General features: G+C 70.5%; 16 protein-coding genes and 1 other RNA gene. 4 read left to right on the forward strand and 13 right to left on the reverse strand.

From position 1 onward, the window contains the following. Positions 1 to 373 precede the first annotated feature (373 nt). Complete coding sequence (locus tag ACSQ14_RS04025; RefSeq protein ID WP_436009973.1) at positions 374 to 1,150, forward strand: MipA/OmpV family protein; 777 nt, start codon at positions 374 to 376, stop codon at positions 1,148 to 1,150. Here ACSQ14_RS04025 and ACSQ14_RS04030 read toward each other — a convergent pair. Continuing rightward, complete coding sequence (locus ACSQ14_RS04030) at positions 1,137 to 1,703, reverse strand: thioredoxin family protein (RefSeq protein ID WP_436009975.1); 567 nt, start codon at positions 1,701 to 1,703, stop codon at positions 1,137 to 1,139. The two genes, ACSQ14_RS04025 and ACSQ14_RS04030, sit on opposite strands and share 14 nt — an antisense overlap. Positions 1,704 to 1,811: 108 nt before the next feature. Beyond that, entirely contained in the window at positions 1,812 to 3,053 is a 1,242-nt protein-coding gene (locus ACSQ14_RS04035; RefSeq protein ID WP_436009977.1) for a cation:proton antiporter, read from the reverse strand. Positions 3,054 to 3,248: 195 nt separating this feature from the next. Here ACSQ14_RS04035 and ACSQ14_RS04040 point away from each other — a divergent pair, with 195 nt between their 5' ends. After that, positions 3,249 to 3,614, forward strand: a complete 366-nt coding sequence (locus tag ACSQ14_RS04040; protein WP_436009979.1) for a PRC-barrel domain-containing protein — start codon at positions 3,249 to 3,251, stop codon at positions 3,612 to 3,614. Here the strand turns inward: ACSQ14_RS04040 and ACSQ14_RS04045 are convergent. From ACSQ14_RS04045 to ahpC, 4 genes are all read right to left on the reverse strand, one after another. Next, a complete protein-coding gene (locus ACSQ14_RS04045) occupies positions 3,611 to 4,081 on the reverse strand; it encodes a two pore domain potassium channel family protein (protein WP_436009981.1) in 471 nt (156 codons plus the stop codon). The two genes, ACSQ14_RS04040 and ACSQ14_RS04045, sit on opposite strands and share 4 nt — an antisense overlap. Before the next feature lie 73 nt (positions 4,082 to 4,154). Further along, a complete protein-coding gene (locus tag ACSQ14_RS04050) occupies positions 4,155 to 5,678 on the reverse strand; it encodes a DHA2 family efflux MFS transporter permease subunit (protein ID WP_436009983.1) in 1,524 nt (507 codons plus the stop codon). A gap of 208 nt (positions 5,679 to 5,886) precedes the next feature. Next, complete coding sequence (gene ahpF, locus ACSQ14_RS04055; RefSeq protein ID WP_436009985.1) at positions 5,887 to 7,473, reverse strand: alkyl hydroperoxide reductase subunit F; 1,587 nt, start codon at positions 7,471 to 7,473, stop codon at positions 5,887 to 5,889. 84 nt (positions 7,474 to 7,557) lie between these two features. Continuing rightward, positions 7,558 to 8,121: an alkyl hydroperoxide reductase subunit C gene (gene ahpC / locus ACSQ14_RS04060; protein ID WP_436009987.1), complete on the reverse strand. Its 564-nt coding sequence runs from the start codon at positions 8,119 to 8,121 to the stop codon at positions 7,558 to 7,560. 251 nt (positions 8,122 to 8,372) lie between these two features. Between ahpC and ACSQ14_RS04065 the strand changes: the two genes are divergently transcribed. Further along, complete coding sequence (locus ACSQ14_RS04065) at positions 8,373 to 8,855, forward strand: VOC family protein (protein WP_436009989.1); 483 nt, start codon at positions 8,373 to 8,375, stop codon at positions 8,853 to 8,855. Positions 8,856 to 8,908: 53 nt separating this feature from the next. Here ACSQ14_RS04065 and ACSQ14_RS04070 read toward each other — a convergent pair whose 3' ends face one another. The 7 genes from ACSQ14_RS04070 to ilvN all read right to left on the reverse strand — a co-directional run bounded on the left by ACSQ14_RS04070 (position 8,909) and on the right by ilvN (position 15,629). Beyond that, a complete protein-coding gene (locus ACSQ14_RS04070) occupies positions 8,909 to 11,104 on the reverse strand; it encodes a serine hydrolase (RefSeq protein ID WP_436009991.1) in 2,196 nt (731 codons plus the stop codon). Positions 11,105 to 11,162: 58 nt separating this feature from the next. Beyond that, positions 11,163 to 11,957 carry a C13 family peptidase gene (locus ACSQ14_RS04075; protein ID WP_436009993.1) on the reverse strand — a complete coding sequence of 265 codons (795 nt, stop codon included), beginning with the start codon at positions 11,955 to 11,957 and terminating at the stop codon, positions 11,163 to 11,165. A gap of 10 nt (positions 11,958 to 11,967) precedes the next feature. Continuing rightward, a complete protein-coding gene (locus ACSQ14_RS04080) occupies positions 11,968 to 12,429 on the reverse strand; it encodes an SspB family protein (protein ID WP_436015349.1) in 462 nt (153 codons plus the stop codon). 135 nt (positions 12,430 to 12,564) lie between these two features. Beyond that, positions 12,565 to 12,947: a transfer-messenger RNA gene (ssrA, locus tag ACSQ14_RS04085) on the reverse strand. Continuing rightward, positions 12,932 to 14,047, reverse strand: a complete 1,116-nt coding sequence (locus tag ACSQ14_RS04090; RefSeq protein WP_436009995.1) for a glycosyltransferase family 87 protein — start codon at positions 14,045 to 14,047, stop codon at positions 12,932 to 12,934. Before ACSQ14_RS04090 ends, ssrA begins: the two co-directional genes overlap by 16 nt. Before the next feature lie 54 nt (positions 14,048 to 14,101). Further along, the gene (locus tag ACSQ14_RS04095) at positions 14,102 to 14,983 is read right to left on the reverse strand and encodes a hypothetical protein (protein ID WP_436009997.1); all 882 of its coding nucleotides are present in this window, start codon (positions 14,981 to 14,983) and stop codon (positions 14,102 to 14,104) included. Between the two features lie 94 nt (positions 14,984 to 15,077). After that, complete coding sequence (ilvN, locus tag ACSQ14_RS04100) at positions 15,078 to 15,629, reverse strand: acetolactate synthase small subunit (protein ID WP_436009999.1); 552 nt, start codon at positions 15,627 to 15,629, stop codon at positions 15,078 to 15,080. A gap of 341 nt (positions 15,630 to 15,970) precedes the next feature. On the opposite strand from ilvN, the gene ACSQ14_RS04105 reads away from it, so the two are divergent. Then, positions 15,971 to 16,285 (forward strand): DUF6665 family protein, encoded by a 315-nt coding sequence (locus tag ACSQ14_RS04105; protein ID WP_436010001.1) that lies wholly within the window; start codon positions 15,971 to 15,973, stop codon positions 16,283 to 16,285. Positions 16,286 to 16,287 lie beyond the last annotated feature (2 nt).

A 16,287-nucleotide genomic window follows, 5' to 3' on the forward strand; every position in this document is an offset into this window, starting at 1 on the left:
CGTCCTTCCCCCAACAAAGGCGTCGCGTCAGGCAGCCCCCCGCCCGTTGCTAGGCAGTAATTTCCCAGTGATTTGGTAAACGCGGTCTTAAGATCGGTTAAGACCCGCTAACGCCCCGGTCCGGCGACGGATCGCAAAGTGCTGTTGGATCAGCGGCTTGTGGGCGTTTCGGGGTGTTCGTCCGCCAGCGCGGTGTGCGCGAACTCGTAAATAATTCGCGGATGAGGCGAATGGCTGAAAGCGCCAAGCGGCGCCGGGCGTCGGACGTCGCGGGCCGGAGCGGCGCTGTGGCGAGAACAACCGTGGGCTCTCGCGCGTTTGACGCGAGCAACCGTCAAGGTTGGGGAGCCCGATGCTGAAAATCTGGAAGCGAATGGCAGGTGCGGCGGGGGGCCTGCTGGCGGCCGCGGCGGGCGAAGCCGCCTGGGCCGAGCCGTGGGTCGTGACGGTCGGCGGTCGGGCCGCCGCCGGGCCCGCCTGGGAAGGGTCCGACGAGACGAAGCTGAACGCCTCGCCGCGGATCACCATCGGACGGATCAGCCCTTACCGCCGGTTCAATCCGCCCGACCCGGGCGCAACCTTCGCCGTGATCGACACGCAGTACGTCACCTTAGGGCCGGTGCTGACCTTCCGGCGCAGCCGCAAGGACAAGGACGAGCTCACCGGCCTGCGCAAGGTGGATCGTGCAGCGGAGCCCGGGCTGTTCCTGGACCTCTGGCCGACCAACTGGTTCCGCGTGCACCTGGAGGGACGGAAGGGCGTGACCGGCCACACCGGCTGGCTGGGCGACGCCGGGTTCGACTTCGTCTACACCGGCAAGCGCTGGGACGCCTCGATCGGGCCGCGGTTCGGCTACGCCGACCATCGCTACATGGACCGGTATTTCGGGGTCACTCCGGACGAGGCGGCGGCCAACGCAGCGATCGACCAGGCCTATGACCCGTCCAGCGGCTCGCGCTACTTCGGCGCCCGGGCTGCCGTCGCCTATCGCATCAGCGACCACTGGCGGGTGACCGCCGACGCCGGCTTGGCGCGCCTCGGCGACCAGGCCGCCGACAGCCCGATCGTCCGCACCCTGGGCTCGCGCAACCAATGGACCGGCGGCATCACGCTCGACTACAGCTTCGACGTCGATTTCAACCTGTTCTAGCCGCCGCGCGTGTCGCGGGCGTCGGCCACAGGCCGCAGCCTTGAGCCGCGACCTGGTGGTCGGACGCGGGCTCTCCCTTCAGCACCCGCGTGATCGCCCGGCGCAGATCGCCGCCGTGCGCCGGTCGGCCGCCGCCGAAACGCGTGTCGTCGAACCGACCGTGGTAGGCGAGCCGGCCGTCGCGCCCGAACAGGTAGAAGTCCGGCGTGCAGACCGCCTGATAGGCCCGGGCGACCGCCCGGGTCTGGTCGATCAGATAGGGGAAGACATAGCCTTGGCGCAGCGCCTCGGCGGCGACCGCGTCGGGCGGAGCCTCCGCGGAGTTCACCGCCAGGGTTCGCAGCCCCAGCAGGTCGAGGTCCCGTGTGAGCGCGCTAAGCGCGCCGGCCAAGTGCTGCACGTCTGGACAGTCGTTGCAGAGGAAGGCCACGAGAATCGCCTGCGCCTCCGGAAAGTCCTCCGGGCCGACCAGCCGCCCGGTGAGCGGCTCCGGCAGCCGGAAGGGCGGGAGCGGCGCGCCGAGGTCGAACGGAGGGACTTTGGAGGTGGGCATGACGCTCTCGCACACGGAACGGTCGCCAAAATCCTACTTCGTTGATCGAGTTTGAAGCGTAGAAATCCTGTGGCCCGTTACAGCTGAGCCGATGACGCGGCTACGAGGCTAGTCGGTCTGCCGCTCGCCGGTCGCCCGCTCGACCGCGATGGCCGCCGAAAACCCGTGCACCACCGTGGAGGTCAGGATGGTGAAGGCGGTGATCGCCCAGAGCTGCGCCTCGTTGGTCAGCGTCATGTGCGCGCCGGCGTAGCTGAGGTAGTAGACCGAGCCGACGCCGCGGACGCCGTAGAAGGCGACCACCGCCCGCTCGCGCAGGCGCAGCCGGCAACGCCAGAGCGCCAGCGCGCCGACCGCCGGCCGCACCAGGAAGATCAGGCCCAGGCCGATCAGCGCGCCGGGCGCGTCCAGCGCGGTCAGTAACGCCGGCATCGCCGCGCCCAGCCCGACCAGGATCACCGCCGTCAGGGCATGCTCGAGGGTCTCGGAGAAGTCGTGCAGCCGGACGTGAAAGGCGTGGTCGGATTCCGCGCGCCGCAGCGTCATGCCCGCGACGAAGGCGGCGATGAAGCCGTAGCCCTCCGCCAGTTCGGTCAGCCCGTAGGCGACGAACACGCCGGCCAGGGCGAACACCCCGGCCTCGGACTTGGCCAGCGCGTTCTCGCGCGGGATGTCGAACAGCAGCTTGCCGAGCGTCCAGCCGATGCCGACGCCGCAGGCCGCGCCGACGACGATGCGATAGGCGACGTCGCGCAGCGCCCAGACGCCGAGCAGTTCCGGGGTGACCGCGGCGGCGGCGGCGAGCGCGAGGCTCAGGTGAACGAAGGGAAAGGCCAGGCCGTCGTTCAGACCCGCCTCGGTGGTCAGGGTGAACCGCACCGGATGCTCGCCGCCCTCAGTCGGCCGGCCGACCTGCACGTCGCTGGCCAGCACCGGGTCGGTCGGCGACAGCGCCGAACCCAGCAGCAGCGCCCCGGCCAGGGTCATGCCGGCCGCCGCCCAGCCGAGCAGCGCCACGCCGAGGATGGTCAGGGGCATGCCGATCGCCAGCAGCCGGATGGTCGGCCCCCAGCGGGCCAGGCCGGCGACCCGATCGATCCGCAGGCCGACGCCGAACAGGCCGAACAGCACGCACAGCTCGGCGCCGATCTCCCAGGCCTTGGGCGCGGCCAGCGGGCTCAGCGCCGCCGACAGGCCGGGGATCCAGCCGAAGAGGGCCCAGCCCAGGCCGATCAGCAGCGCATAGGCCGCCGGCTCGCGGCCGGAGAAGAACCGCGGCAACCAGTAGGCCAGGATGATCGCCACCCCGAGCGCGGCCAGCAGGACGTGGTGGCTGGAGATTTCGAACACGCCGCGGCTCCGGTGGCAGGAGCCTTACGCACGAAGCGCCGTGCGGGTTCAGCGAAAGGGCGGGGCAACCTCTCCGGGGAAGCCCTGAGCCCGGCCCCAGGGTTCACCCAATGCCGCTGTCCCAGGGCGTGTGTTGAGCTGTGTTCGCCCCCGCCGGCCAAGGCCGCCGGCGAGCGGACAGGCTTTGGAGGACCGATGAAGTACGCCCTGATCTGCGCCGTCGTGGCCATCTGCGCGGCGCCCTCGCTGGCCCTCGCCCAAGCGGACGCGCTCGGCCTGACGCGCGGCCAACTGGAAGACGCCGATCTCGTCGACCTCTCGGGCCGTGAGATCGGCGAAGTCGAAGGGGTCGTCACCGACGCGGACGGCCGCATCATCGGCCTGCTCGTCGAGCTGGATCAGCGCGATCCGACCCCCGACAAGCTGGTGCAGATCCCGCTGGACGGTCTCAAGGCGGTTCCCGAGCCGGGCGATCCCAGAAGCTTCGACATCCAGACGCGGCAATCGGCGGCGGAGCTCATGAAGTTGCCACCCGCCAGCACGACCTCGCGCCCGCGCTAGGCGCTCGTGTCGCGTCGCGCCGCTCGTCGCAGGTGGCGCGCCTCGGCGAGGCGGCGGCGGCGCTGCAGCTGCTCCATGGTCGTGACGAAGAAGGCCGTCGTCCAGCCGAGCAGCAGGATGCCGTTGATCCCCTCGACCGCAGCGACCAGGTGCCAGTGCTCGGCGATCATCTCCTCGGTGTAGCCGAGCGTGGCGTAGGCGACGGTCGACAGGTAGACCGCGCCGCGGACCGTCTCGACCGCGTTGAGCAGCTGGTAGAGGCCGGCGTAGAGCCAGATCTCGAAGCCGTGCAGCAGGAACAGGCCCAGCACCACCAGCAGGATCAGCCGCAGGCGCGGCGGCGCCGTCATGTCCCGCTCGCGCAGCAGCAAGATGTCGGCGATCCTGCGGATGCCCGACAGGCCCAGGGCGTGGATGATCACGGTCAGCGCCACCATGCCTGTGCTGACGAGCAGTTCCAGGTACATCGCGGGACTCCTCGGCTGATGGCGTTCGGCGAGAACCATGACCGTCGGACGCCGGAGGCGGAAGGGCAGGTGATCAGCCGACGTGCACGTCGACCGGCGGCGGCGCGGCGGCGGTCTTCGGCGGCGGCCGCAGCAGCAGCACGAGCGGGATGCAGAACAGGCCGAGGATCACCATCAGCCGGAAGTTGTCGACGTAGGCGACCATGGTGGCCTGGCGGGTGATCTCGGCGTTCAGCCGCAAGGCGCCTTCGACCGTCTCCGGCGACAGCCATGCCGGCAGGCCGGCGCGAACCACCGGGTCGGTCGGCGAGGTGTGCTCGGCGAGCGAGGCGTGCATGCTCTGCCCGTTGTAGGCGGTGAGCGCCTGCATCAGCGCGACGCCGATGCTGCCGCCGAGGTTGCGCATCAGGTTGGAGAGCGCCGAGGCGTCCGGCCGCAACCGTGGGTCGATCGTGGCGAAGGTCAGGGTCGCCAGCGGCACGAAGGCGATGCCCTGGCCGACGCCCTGCAGCACGCCGGCCCAGATGATCTGCTGCGGCGTCATCGACAGGTCGAAGCGGGCCATCTGCCAGAATCCGGCGATGCACAGCATGAGCCCCACGCCGACCAGCAGGCGTCGGTCGACGACCGCGTCGAGCCGGCCGACGACCAGCAGCACCGCCATCATCATCGCGCCGCGGGGCACGCTGACCAGGCCGGACAGCACCACCGAATAGCCCATCAGCCCCTGCATCATCAGCGGCAGCAGGGTGATCCCGCACATCAGCAGCATGTTGAAGGCGAAGTTGAAGCTGGTCGCGGCGACCAGGTTGCGGTCGCGGACCAGCGCCGGGTCGAACAGCGGATGCTTCGCCGTGAGCGTGTGCGTCAGGTAGACCCAGAAGCCGATCGCCGCGATCACCGCCTCGAGCCAGATCTCGCGAGAGCTGAACCAGTCGAGCGTGGGGCCGCGGTCGAGCATCAGCTGGAAGGAGGCGATGGCCACCGCCAGCGCGCCGAAGCCGAGGAAATCGAACTGCCGCTGCTCGCGCGTCTCGCTCGGCAGATAGCGCCAGAGCAGCAGCATGGAGCCGATCCCCGCCGGCAGGTTGATGTAGAAGCACCAGCGCCAGGAGAGATGCTCGGTGAGCAGGGCGCCGACGATCGGCCCGACCACCGGGGCCACGACGTTGCCCATCATGAACAGGGCCATCGCCCGGCCGTGGCGCTCCGGCGGATTGATGTTGAACAGCACCGCCTGGCAGAGCGGGGCGATCGGCGCGCTGGCGACGCCCTGTAGAACCCGGAACAGCACCATCTGCGGCAGGTTGGTCGCCATGCCGCAGAGGATCGAGGCGATGGTGAAGGCGAGCACTGAGATCAGCAGCATCGGCTTTAAGCCGACCCGCGCCGCCAGCCAGCCGCTGAGCGGCGTCGTGACCGCGGTGGCGACGATGTAGGAGGTGATCACCCAGGTGATCTGCTCCGGCGAGGCCGAGAGGCTGCCTTGCATGTGCGGCAGGGCGACATTCACGACCGTGGTGTCGAGAATGCTCATGATGGTCGCCATCATGAGCCCGAGCGTGATCGGGCCGCGGTTCGCGGCGGCGGCGCTCATGGCGTCAGACGCGCGCCTGCGCCGCGCACACCTCCCCCACGCGCCCCCATCGCGACCTCCCGTCCGGCGGGGCCGCTCGTTTCGCCGAGCCGCCTGCCTGCCGTCGGCCGGACGCTAGCTGCGCCGCGCGGAAACGCAAAGCGCCGCCCGCGCGGGTGCGCGGACGGCGCCTTGTCAGGCCGTAGGCCGGATCAGGCCGGGCCGGGGATCAGGCGGCCTTGGCTTCCTGCTCCGCCGGGGCCAGGCGGATCAGGTAGTCGAAGGCCGACAGCGCCGCCTTGGAGCCTTCGCCCATGGCGATGACGATCTGCTTGTACGGCGTGGTGGTCGCGTCGCCCGCGGCGAACACGCCGGGGGCCGAGGTCGCGCCGCGCCCGTCGGTCTCGATCTCGCCGCGCGGGCTGAGCTGGACGCCCGAGCTCTTCAGCCACTCCGTGTTCGGCACGAGGCCGATCTGCACGAAGATACCTTCCAGCTCGACCGTATGGCTCTCGCCGCTGGTCCGGTCGGTGTAGAGCAGGCCGGTGACCCGCTGGCCGTCGCCCAGCACCTCGGAGGTCTGGCCCGAGGTGACGACGGTGACGTTCGGCAGGCTGGCCAGCTTGCGCTGGAGCACCGCGTCGGCGCGCAGCTGCGCGTCGAACTCGATCAGCGTCACGTGCTTGACGATGCCGGCCAGGTCGATCGCCGCCTCGACGCCGCTGTTGCCGCCGCCGATCACCGCCACGCGCTTGCCCTTGAACAGCGGGCCGTCGCAGTGCGGGCAGTAGGCCACGCCCTTGTTGCGGTACTCCTGCTCGCCGGGGACGTTCATCTGCCGCCAGCGGGCGCCGGTGGACAGGATGACCGACTTGGCGCGCAGGGTCGCGCCGCTCTCGAACTCCACCTCGACCAGTTCGCCCGGCGCGCTCGGCGCCTTCAGCGAGACCGCCCGCTGCAGGTTCATGATGTCGACCTCGTAGCTACGCACGTGGGTCTCGAGCGCTGCGGCCAGCTTCGGGCCCTCCGTCTCGGGAACCGAGATGAAGTTCTCGATCGCCATGGTGTCCAGCACCTGGCCGCCGAACCGCTCGGAGGCGACGCCGGTGGCGATGCCCTTGCGCGCGGCGTAGATCGCCGCGGCCGCGCCGGCCGGACCGCCGCCGACCACCAGCACGTCGAACACCGGCTTGGCGCGCAGCGCCTCGGCGGCGCGGGCGGCCGCGCCGGTGTCGAGCATGGCCAGCAGCTCTTCCAGGCCCTTGCGGCCCTGGGTGAACTCCTTGCCGTTCAGCAGCACGGTCGGCACGGCCATGACCTGGCGGGCGCTGACTTCGTCCTGGAACAGCGCGCCGTCGATCGCCACGTGGCGGATGCGCGGGTTGAGCACGCTCATCGTGTTCAGCGCCTGCACCACGTCGGGGCAGTTCTGGCACGACAGCGAGAAATAGGTTTCGAACAGGAAGTCGCCGTCCAGCGCGCGGATCTGCTCGATCACCGCGGCCTCGACCTTCGGCGGATGGCCGCCGACCTGCAGCAGCGCGAGCACCAGCGAGGTGAACTCGTGGCCCATCGGCAGGCCGGCGAAGCCGACCTTCACGTCCGTGCCGGCGCGGCGGATCTCGAACGACGGACGCCGCGCGTCCTCGCCGTCGGTCACGACCGTCACCTTGTCGCTCTGCTCGGCGATGTCGTTCAGCAGTTCCTGGAGCTCGCGCGACTTCGGGCCGTCGTCGAGCGAGGCCACGAGCTCCACGGGCATGGCCAGGTTTTGCAGGTAGCCCTTCAGCTGGGCCTTCAGACCAGTGTCCAACATTGCGGCGCTCCGAGAGAAAGAGTCGGCCTCGACGCGAGGCCAGGGCGCCGCCGCCCTGCATGGGGCGGCGGCTTGTTTTTGGCTTTAGATCTTGCCGACCAGGTCCAGCGACGGAGCCAGGGTCTTTTCGCCTTCCTGCCACTTGGCAGGGCAGACTTCGCCCGGGTGCTTGGCCACGTACTGGGCGGCCTTCACCTTGCGCAGCAGTTCCGAGGCGTCACGGCCGATGCCGCCGGCGTTGATCTCGACGATCTGGATCTTGCCGTCCGGGTCGACCACGAAGGTGCCGCGGTCGGCGAGGCCGACGTCTTCGATCATCACTTCGAAGTTGCGGCTGATCTGGCCGGTCGGGTCGCCAACCATGGTGTACTTGATCTTGCCGACGGCGGCCGAGGTGTCGTGCCACGCCTTGTGGGCGAAGTGGGTGTCGGTGGAGACGCTGTAGATCTCGACGCCGAGCTCCTTGAACGCGGCGTAGTTGTCCGCGAGGTCCTCGAGCTCGGTCGGGCAGACGAAGGTGAAGTCCGCCGGATAGAAGAACACGACCGACCACTTGCCCTTCAGATCGCCGTCGGAGACGGTGATGAACTTGCCTTCCTTGAAGGCCTGGGCGGTGAACGATTTGATTTCGGTGCCGATCAGCGACATTGAGATTCCCTTGTGCGAGTTGACGCCGGTTGAGATAGCCGCTCCGCTCGCGAAGGTCCAATCGATGATCTGATTGTTGTCGATTGAATTTATCTATGACCGGCCGGCGCTGTAGCGCGCCAGGTAAATTCGACCTGCCGCGCGCCGCGTTGACATCCCGCAAGCGCGGCGTCGAACCTGGGGGCAGAGGAAACGCCGCGCGGCGGCCGCAGCAAGCGCGCCCCGCGCCGACAGACCAATGAGGCTGCGCCGTGATCCGAGGCATTCACCACGTCGCCATCAACACCCCCAACCTCGACCGGCTGGTCGCCTTCTACCGCGACGTCGTCGGCTTCGAGGTGGTCGAGAGCACCGGCTTCGAATGGTCGGACTCGCCGGAGATCGACACCATCGTCGGCATCAAGGGCTCGGCCTCCAAGGTGGTGATGCTGAAGGCGGCCAATTCCTACATCGAGATGTTCGAGTACCAGCGCCCGGCCGCGCGCTACGCCGACCGGCTGAACCCGTCAGACCACGGCTACACGCACATCTGCCTCGACGTCACCGACGTGGACGCCGAGTACGCGCGGCTGTCGCAGAACGGCATGACCTTCCACGCGCCGCCGACCTCGGTGGAGGGCGGCCGCATCAAGACGGTCTATGGCCGCGATCCGGACGGCAACATCATCGAGCTGCAGCAACTGGCCGCCGATCACGACATGTCGGTGCAGCAGCTGCGCGGCTACGGGTCCTAGGCGCTCGCCCGCCGCTCGTCCCCGCTTGCGCGGGGAAGAGCGGGCGTAAGCGCTCACAGGCCCCAGGGGCTGAGCGCGCCGGACTGGGCCAGCAGCACCGCGAAGGCGGTGTAGATCGCCGCCGTTACGGTGAAGGCCGTGCGCCGCAACACCGGCCAGGTGTCGACCCGCCGGCCGCCGCGCCAGACCGCCGGCAGGGCGAGCAGGGTCGGCAGGGTCAGCGTCGCGGCGACCAGGGCGCAGGCCGAGGCGGTGATCAGCAGCGGCCCCGGCCAGCCGAACACCAGCCGCGCGGGATCGGCCAGCACCCCGGCGCCCCAGACGCCGAAGCTGACCATGGCGATCAGCCAGAGCCCGGCCTGCAGGTTCTGCACCAGCGCGGCGCGGCTCTGGACCTGGCTTTCGCGCAGTTCGCGGCGGTTGCGCAGCATCGCGCCGGCCAGGCTGACGATCGCAGCGCCGACGGTCAGCCCGGCCAGCAGGCCGAGCGTGCCGGGGGAGCGCCAGGCGGAGGTGCGCTCGAAACGCTGCACGTTGGCCGCGTTCATGAAGCCGGTGGCCTGGCCGTCGCGCATGGTGAAGGCCAGGCGCTCGTCGCCGATCAGGGCGATGAACCGCCCGTCGGCGGGATCGCCTTCCGGCACCCAGGCTTTCTGGACGCCGCCGTCGGTGGTGACCAGCCGGCCCTCGGGCGTGATCCGCACCACCGCGTCGCCGGCCAGCCGCCCGGCGAAACCCTCCAGCCCGCCGTAGGCCCGGCGGCTCGACAGATAGCGGCCGGCGAACCGCTCCGGCGCGGCGGCCAGCGCCGACGAGCCGGCCCGCGGGAACGGCTGCGGCGCAGCGAAAAACTCGCGCACGATCGCCGCGGGCAGGGCGAGCACCAGGCGTTCGCCGGTGTCGGTGTTGGCGGCGACGAACACCCCGAGGTTCAGCGACGGCGCGGTGACCATGTTGGACATGAAGGCGACGGTGGAGCCGGCGTGGCCGTAGCCGCGGCGCTCGCCCGGGAGGGTCTCGACGATGAAGCCGTGGGCCCAGCCGTTGATCCCCGGCGGCGTCGCCAGGATCGGGGTGCGGAACGCCTGCGCCGTCCGCGAGCCGTAGAGCGTGGTCCCGCCGAGCTGGCCGCCGCCGAGCAGGGCCAGCATGTAGCGCGACATGTCGCCCGCGGTGGACGAGGCCGAGCCGGCCGGCGCGATCTGGCCGATGTACTCGTAGGGCCGCCGCTCGAAGCCGCCGCGGGTCCAGCGGAACCCGTCGGACACGTCGGCGGCCAGCGCCGCCGGCATCGGCGCGGGCAGCCAGGCCTTCGGGGGGCGCATCTCGCGGAAGGTGGTGCGGCCCATGCCGAGCGGCAGGAAGATCTCGTCCTCCATCAGCCGCTCGAACGGCCGGCCGGTGACATAGGCCAGCGCCTCGCCGGCCAGTCCGGCGCCGTAGTTGGAATAGCTGGCGGCCTGGCCTGGCGGCCGCACCCGCCGGACCCGCTCGCGCCGCAGATAGAGTTCGAGCGGGCGCACATAGTCGGGATCGCGGACGAACAGCTGGCCGAAGGCGCGATCCTCGAAACCGGCCGCGTGGGCCATCAGGTCGCGCACGCGCACCGGCCGGTCGTAGCCCTGGTCGCGCACCCGCACGCGCTCCGGCAGGTAGAGGTTCACCGGCTGGTCGAGCCGGATACGTCCGGCCTCGACCTCCTGCATCAGCCCGATCCAGGTGAAGGTCTTCGAGATCGAGCCGACCCGGAACAGGGTGCGGTCGGGGTCGACCGGCCGGCGGGGGCTGAGGCTGGCGAAGCCGTAGCCCTTCTTCAGCAGCACTTGGCCGTTCTGCACGACCGCCACGGTGACGCCGGCGATGTGCTCGCGCGCCATCGCCTGGCTGACCACTCCGTCGACGAAGGCCTCGAGCTGGGCCGGCGGGATCGGCTGGCCGGCGGCGAGCTTGGCGCCGGCGTCGGCCCGTACGCCGGGGGGGAGCGTCGGCAGCGCGGCCGGCGGAGTGCTCGATGCGGCGGCCAGGCCCGCGACCGGCTGAGCGGCGGCGACGGTCGGGGTGGCCGGCTTGGGTTTCGATCGCGGTTTGGCGGCCAGGGCGGTGTAGGGAATCGGCCCCTTCGGCAGCGCCGGGCTGACGCTCGCCGGGACGGACGGGACTGCGGCCGGCGCAGGCTCCTGCGCCTGCGTCGGGAAGGCCGCCGTGAGCGCAGCCGTCAGGGCGAGCGCTGCTGAAACCCAGGACCGCATCAGGCGTCACCCGGCTCGATTAGGATGTCTCCCGATTGTAGGGCGCAAATTGAGTCCCTCAAAATTGCGCCGCTCCCGCGTTGGTCGCCGGCAGGGCGTAGAGCGGCAGCAGCGGCCGCAGCGCCGGGCCGATCGACAGCTGCGGCTCGGAGGGCGGCGCCATGCCGGTCTCTTTTTCTCGCCGCGCGACGCAGCTCTGCACCGCCGCGCCGAGCTGGCGGAAGTCGTGGGCGGCGGGGAAGGCGCGCAGGAAGCAGTCGTCGAAATAGGGGTAGCGGTCGCTCTCGCCGCAGCCGAACGAGGTGCGGTCGGCGCGGGCGGCGGTCAGCACCATGCGGTTCGGCGCGGCGAGCTCCGGCACAAAGACGCCGGAGAAGCAGGCCGAGATGACGACGACGGTCGGACGGCCGCCGCAGGCGTCGTCGAGCATGGCCCCCAGCACGCTGGGCTCCAGCAGATCGTCGTCGACGACCACCCCCTGCGGTTGGCCGTGCGAGGTGATGTAGGCCAGGCAGCCGCCCTGGGTGCGCCCGGCAAGTTCGCTCAGCGCCGCATAGACGCTGTCGATGTCGCTGTGAGCGGGCCGCGGCCGGTAGCGGGCCGGACGCGCGGAGAGCTCGCGCAGGTTCTGCGGCTGGAACCCGGCGCTGCGCAGCGCCGCGCCGACGTCGCGGCGGGCGTTGTCGAAGGCTTCCGAGGGGCGGCCGGAGCTGGCGTGCCAATCGCCGGCGACCACCACGGCGGCCCAGTCGGCGAACGGCGCGGCGGGGTCCGGCGGCGGCGCGGCGCAGGCGGGCAGCGCGACGCCGAGCCAGACCATCAGCGAAAGTGCGGCTCTGATCAGGCGCCGCACTCGCTAGGGCTCACTTCTTGCGGAACTGGTCGAGCGAGACGATTTTCGCCGCGCCTTCCGGCCCGGCCGGTGCCGCCTCCGGTTCGGGCGCTGCGGCCAGGGCCTTGGAGTCGCCGCCCGCCGCCGCGGCCGGCGCTTCGAACTGCAGCAGGAACTGGACGCTGGGGTCGTAGAACCGCGTGACCGCCGCGTAGGGAATGCTCAGCCGCTTCGGCTGGCCGCCGAACTGCAGGGTGACCGAGAAGAAGGTCTCGCCCGGCGCCAGGTCCCAGTACTGGTGCTGCAGGACGATGGTCATCTCGTCGGGGTACTTGCCCAGCAGGTCGACAGGTCCGGACACGCCGGCCGCGTCGGTCTTGAAGGTGATGTAGAAGTGGTGCGCGCCGGGCAGGCCTTCGGGTGCGGCGGCGCGCTTCAGCGCAGCCTTCACGACGCCGCGCAGGGCGTCCTGAGCCATCGCCTCGTAGTGCATCAAATCCTGGGCCGGCGGGTCCTGGGGCAATGGAATCTCCGACGAAACACGCGTCTAAAAAATAGCCTGCGGGCGGCGCAGCGCAAAGGCCCAACCGCCTGATTTTGCGGCCGTCTCGAAAAGATTGCCGAGGGAAGTGGAGGGATTCTGTTGCCAGGCTCCCTCCGGCCCCGCCTAACGCTGCTAAGACGTTAGGGCTTTAGGTCGAAATCTATCGCACCGCTTACGCGGCGAGACGGACTTCTTGAGCGAAGTTATCGTTCGCAGTTAGTTAAAGACCCGGAACGGTGGGTCAAGCCGAGAGAAAGCTAACACCATTACACGTCTGTCGATGCTGATCGGCCCCATGCTTCCCCAAGCAAATACTTGGCTTTCCGGCGATAACCCGGGGGAAGATTGGTGGAGCCGCCGGGAATCGCACCCGGGTCCAGTCCGCTTATTACGTGCGCGTTTATCTCCATAGTCGGGCGAACCCGACGCAGAGACATATAGGGGCTGCGGCTCAGGATTTGAAGACGGGCCGTGCGCTCCAGCCGGCTTCGAGCCGCTGCGAGAGGTAGCCGGCCGCCGGCAGCAGCAGCACCGGCAGCACCGAGGCGAAGGTCCAGGGCAGGCGGTAGTGGGCCGCGGCCAGCAGCACATAGAGCGGCCAGAGCTTGTCTTTGCGGCGCATCAGATAGGCGCCGACCGCCGGCGCGAAGAGGGCGAGCTCGTAGTTCATCGCATAGGGGGTGAGCACCAGGCCGGCGCCGAAGAAGGCGATCAGCCGGTCGGGTAGGGCGAGCGGCTTCTTGAAGGCGAACCAGACCGCGGCGGCGGCCAGCGGGGCCAGCGCATAGGCCCAGGCGCCGGGCAGGCCGCGGTGCTCCAGGAAGGCGTAGGGGGTGACCGCGTCGGCGACCAGGCCGGGATGGGTGAAGATCACCTCGCGGAACCGCGGCAGGGCGGCCAGCCAGTCGAGCCAGGGCTGCAGGCCGAACGCGGCCAGCGCGGCGGCGCAGACCACCAAGCCGGTCAGCCCCATGACGAACAGGGTGCGCCAGCGGCCGTCGGCGATCAGGGCGATCGGCGCGAGCAGCACCAGTTGCGGCTTCACCACCGCCGCCAGCCCCAGCAGCACGCCCGCCGCGATGCTGCGCTCGCGCAGGGCGAAGGCGGCGATCGCCAGGCCGCCGACCAGGAAGGTCACCTGGCCGCAGTTGAGGATCAGCAGCGCCGGCGGCGCCAGGATCAGGAACCAGGGCGCGCCGGCCTTGACCCCGGCCCAGGTGAACAGGGCGGCGGTGAGCCCGACCCACAGCGCGAAGCCGGCCCAGTAGGGCATCAGCGCGAAGGGCGTGAAGACGAACAGCGCCGACGGCGGATAGATGTAGGGGCGCAGGTTCTGCGGCCCGAGCGGCCAGCCCTGCAGCCCGGTGATGTAGGCGAAGTCGTAGAGCTTGTCCGGTCGGCTCAGCGCCGCCTTCGCCCCGGCCCAGAAGCAGGAATAGTCCGCCCCCGGGGCCTGCACCTGGCTCAGCAGCCACAGGTCATGCCAGCCGTCGACGATCACGGCGGCCAGCGCCACCAGGGCGGCGACGGAGATGAGGAAGCGAAGCGAGGGGGTCTGGGCGGCCATGCGGCGCGAGCGTTAGGGCGCGCGGCCGGCTTCGGTCAACCGAACTGCGCGGGTTCAGGGCCCTTCCGGCTGCGGCGCGTTCTCCAGCCCCGGCGCGACGGTGCGGCTGTGCGGCGCGGCCTTGAGCACGCCGCCGCCGGCGGCGAACTCCTGGTAGGCTTGGCGTTCGGGGCTGAAGTCGATCTTGTTGCGGAACAGCACGTCGAACCGCGGCTCGCGGCCAAGCGCGGCGCGCAGCACCGGCTCCAGCACGTCGGCGGTCTGGCCGATCGAGATGTCGTCGCAGTCGCGATGCAGGCTGCGCGCGCCCTGCGCGGTCAAGAGCGTCAGGTCGTAGCCGACGCCAGAGACGCAGACCACGTCGGTGGTGGCGGCGTCGCGCACCACCTGCACCTCGCGCGGGGTCGACCAGATCGGCAGGTCGCGCAGCGCCAGGAAGCTCTGCGCCGAGCCCTGCGGCAGTTCGGCGTCGAAGCCGATGCGCCGGCCGATGCCGGCGTCGCAGCAGGCGTAGCCGGCGCGGCCCTGGACGAAGGCGCGGCCGTCATTGCGCACGGTGATCCGCACGATGCTCTGGCGCACGTTGCGCGCCGGCCGCACCCAGACCTCCAGCACCATCTCGTCGCCGCGCAGCAGCTGCCACTGCAGCGGCATCAGCCCCCAGAGCCGGTAGGTGGCGGGTTCGACGCCGTTGTCGACGCTCGGCAGGCGCTGGCCGCGCGGCACCCGGCGACCGCCGAGCGGATCGGCGGCCTCCGGCGCGTCGGGCCGCTTTTCGTCCCACCAGCTCTGCGGATCGGGCGGCGGGAACGGCCAGCCGCCGGCCTCGCCGGGCGGCGGCGCAGGTGGGGGCGGGCGGCGGCCGAAGCCGAACTGCGCCTGGGCCGGCGTGGCGACGACGGCGAGCGCGGCGAGGGCGAGCAGGGCGGAGCGCATGGGGATCAAGCTCGGGAAGCGCCGTGGCAGTTCCCGAACACTACCTCCCCCACGTGGACGTGGGGGAGGTAGATCCGAAGGGGAGGGTCTTAGCTTACAGCGCCTCGACGCCGCGCTGGATCGACAGCACGCCGGTGCGGGAGACCTCGACCAGGCCGAGCGGCCGCATCAGTTCGATGAAGCTGTCGATCTTGGTCGGCGCGCCGGTGACCTCGAAGACGAAGCTCTCGTGGGTGGTGTCGATCACTCGGGCGCGGAAGATGTCGCTGACGCGCAGCGCTTCGACCCGCTCGGGGCCCGCGCCGCGGACCTTCACCAGGGCGAGCTCGCGCTCCAGGCCATTGGGGTCGCGGGTGACGTCCTGCACGTGGCGGGTGGAGACCATCTTCTCCAGCTGCGCCTCGATCTGCGTCAGCACGTGCGGCGTGCCGCGGGTGACGATGGTCACCCGGCTGGTGTGCGCCCGGCGGTCGGTCTCGGCGACGGTCAGGCTCTCGATGTTGTAGCCGCGCGCGGCGAACAGCCCGACTAGCCGGTGCAGCACGCCCGGCTCGTTGTCCACCAGCACGGCGAAGGTGGCGAGGTTCTCCGGCTCCTCCTCGTGGGCGAGGTCGTAGACGGAGGCGGGTTGCGGGTCGGTGGTCATGATCAACGTCCGGCGAAAGGTCGCGCGTGACCTGTCACACGCCGCCGTTCGCCGCAACCTTGGTGTTGAGCGCCGGATCCCAGAGCTGCGGGGCCGCCGCTCCGAAGACTTCGTCGAAGCCCCGCTCCCACGGGTAGAGGCCGCCGTAATCGGGATGATGAGTTGAAACGTCCTGACGCCCGCGGGGCTGCCGCTCCAGCCGCGGCGTGCGACGTCGCGGCCATGTCTGTACTCAACCAGTGGAACTGAAGGCGGTCGAGCATGCCAGAACGTTCCGCGAACATCGTTCGCGTGTCAACGGTCAAGCTTGCAACCGCTGACGGCGCCTCCAGATTCCGCCGATGTCCTCCCTGCGCATGCCCCAGAGCCTGTCAAAGCGTCTCGGCATCGAGACCGGCGAGGCGGTGCTGCGCTACGAGCTGCTGCAGGAGCAGGCGGCGTCGCTCGGCCGGGTGGGCGAGAAGCTGGAGAAGGCGCTCGCCGCGCTGCGGGCGCATGAGGGCGAGGAGGGCCGCGCCGCCGCGCTCAAGGCGGCGGCCGACGCGGCCTGGTGCTTCTTCGTCCAGCGCGAGGTGATGGGCATGCTCGACCGCGCGGCGGTGGTCGAGCAGTACGCCATCCCGCGCGAGGTGCTGGCGCGGATCGGGGCCCGCTAGGG

Origin of the sequence: Phenylobacterium sp. LjRoot219 (assembly GCF_964252995.1) — a bacterium.
Taxonomy (GTDB): Bacteria; Pseudomonadota; Alphaproteobacteria; order Caulobacterales; family Caulobacteraceae; genus Phenylobacterium.

What these genes read in the sequence shown, in the direction of transcription:
- ACSQ14_RS04045 (WP_436009981.1), bottom strand. Translation starts at nt 4,081, where the DNA reads ATGTACCTGGAACTGCTCGTCAGCACAGGCATGGTGGCGCTGACCGTG.
- ACSQ14_RS04090 (WP_436009995.1), bottom strand. Translation starts at nt 14,047, where the DNA reads ATGGCCGCCCAGACCCCCTCGCTTCGCTTCCTCATCTCCGTCGCCGCC.
- ACSQ14_RS04050 (WP_436009983.1), bottom strand. Translation starts at nt 5,678, where the DNA reads ATGAGCGCCGCCGCCGCGAACCGCGGCCCGATCACGCTCGGGCTCATG.
- ACSQ14_RS04070 (WP_436009991.1), bottom strand. Translation starts at nt 11,104, where the DNA reads ATGCGGTCCTGGGTTTCAGCAGCGCTCGCCCTGACGGCTGCGCTCACG.
- ACSQ14_RS04030 (WP_436009975.1), bottom strand. Translation starts at nt 1,703, where the DNA reads ATGCCCACCTCCAAAGTCCCTCCGTTCGACCTCGGCGCGCCGCTCCCG.
- ACSQ14_RS04025 (WP_436009973.1), top strand. Translation starts at nt 374, where the DNA reads ATGGCAGGTGCGGCGGGGGGCCTGCTGGCGGCCGCGGCGGGCGAAGCC.
- ACSQ14_RS04080 (WP_436015349.1), bottom strand. Translation starts at nt 12,429, where the DNA reads ATGCACTACGAGGCGATGGCTCAGGACGCCCTGCGCGGCGTCGTGAAG.
- ahpC (WP_436009987.1), bottom strand. Translation starts at nt 8,121, where the DNA reads ATGTCGCTGATCGGCACCGAAATCAAATCGTTCACCGCCCAGGCCTTC.
- ilvN (WP_436009999.1), bottom strand. Translation starts at nt 15,629, where the DNA reads ATGACCACCGACCCGCAACCCGCCTCCGTCTACGACCTCGCCCACGAG.
- ACSQ14_RS04105 (WP_436010001.1), top strand. Translation starts at nt 15,971, where the DNA reads ATGTCCTCCCTGCGCATGCCCCAGAGCCTGTCAAAGCGTCTCGGCATC.
- ACSQ14_RS04040 (WP_436009979.1), top strand. Translation starts at nt 3,249, where the DNA reads ATGAAGTACGCCCTGATCTGCGCCGTCGTGGCCATCTGCGCGGCGCCC.
- ACSQ14_RS04095 (WP_436009997.1), bottom strand. Translation starts at nt 14,983, where the DNA reads ATGCGCTCCGCCCTGCTCGCCCTCGCCGCGCTCGCCGTCGTCGCCACG.
- ahpF (WP_436009985.1), bottom strand. Translation starts at nt 7,473, where the DNA reads ATGTTGGACACTGGTCTGAAGGCCCAGCTGAAGGGCTACCTGCAAAAC.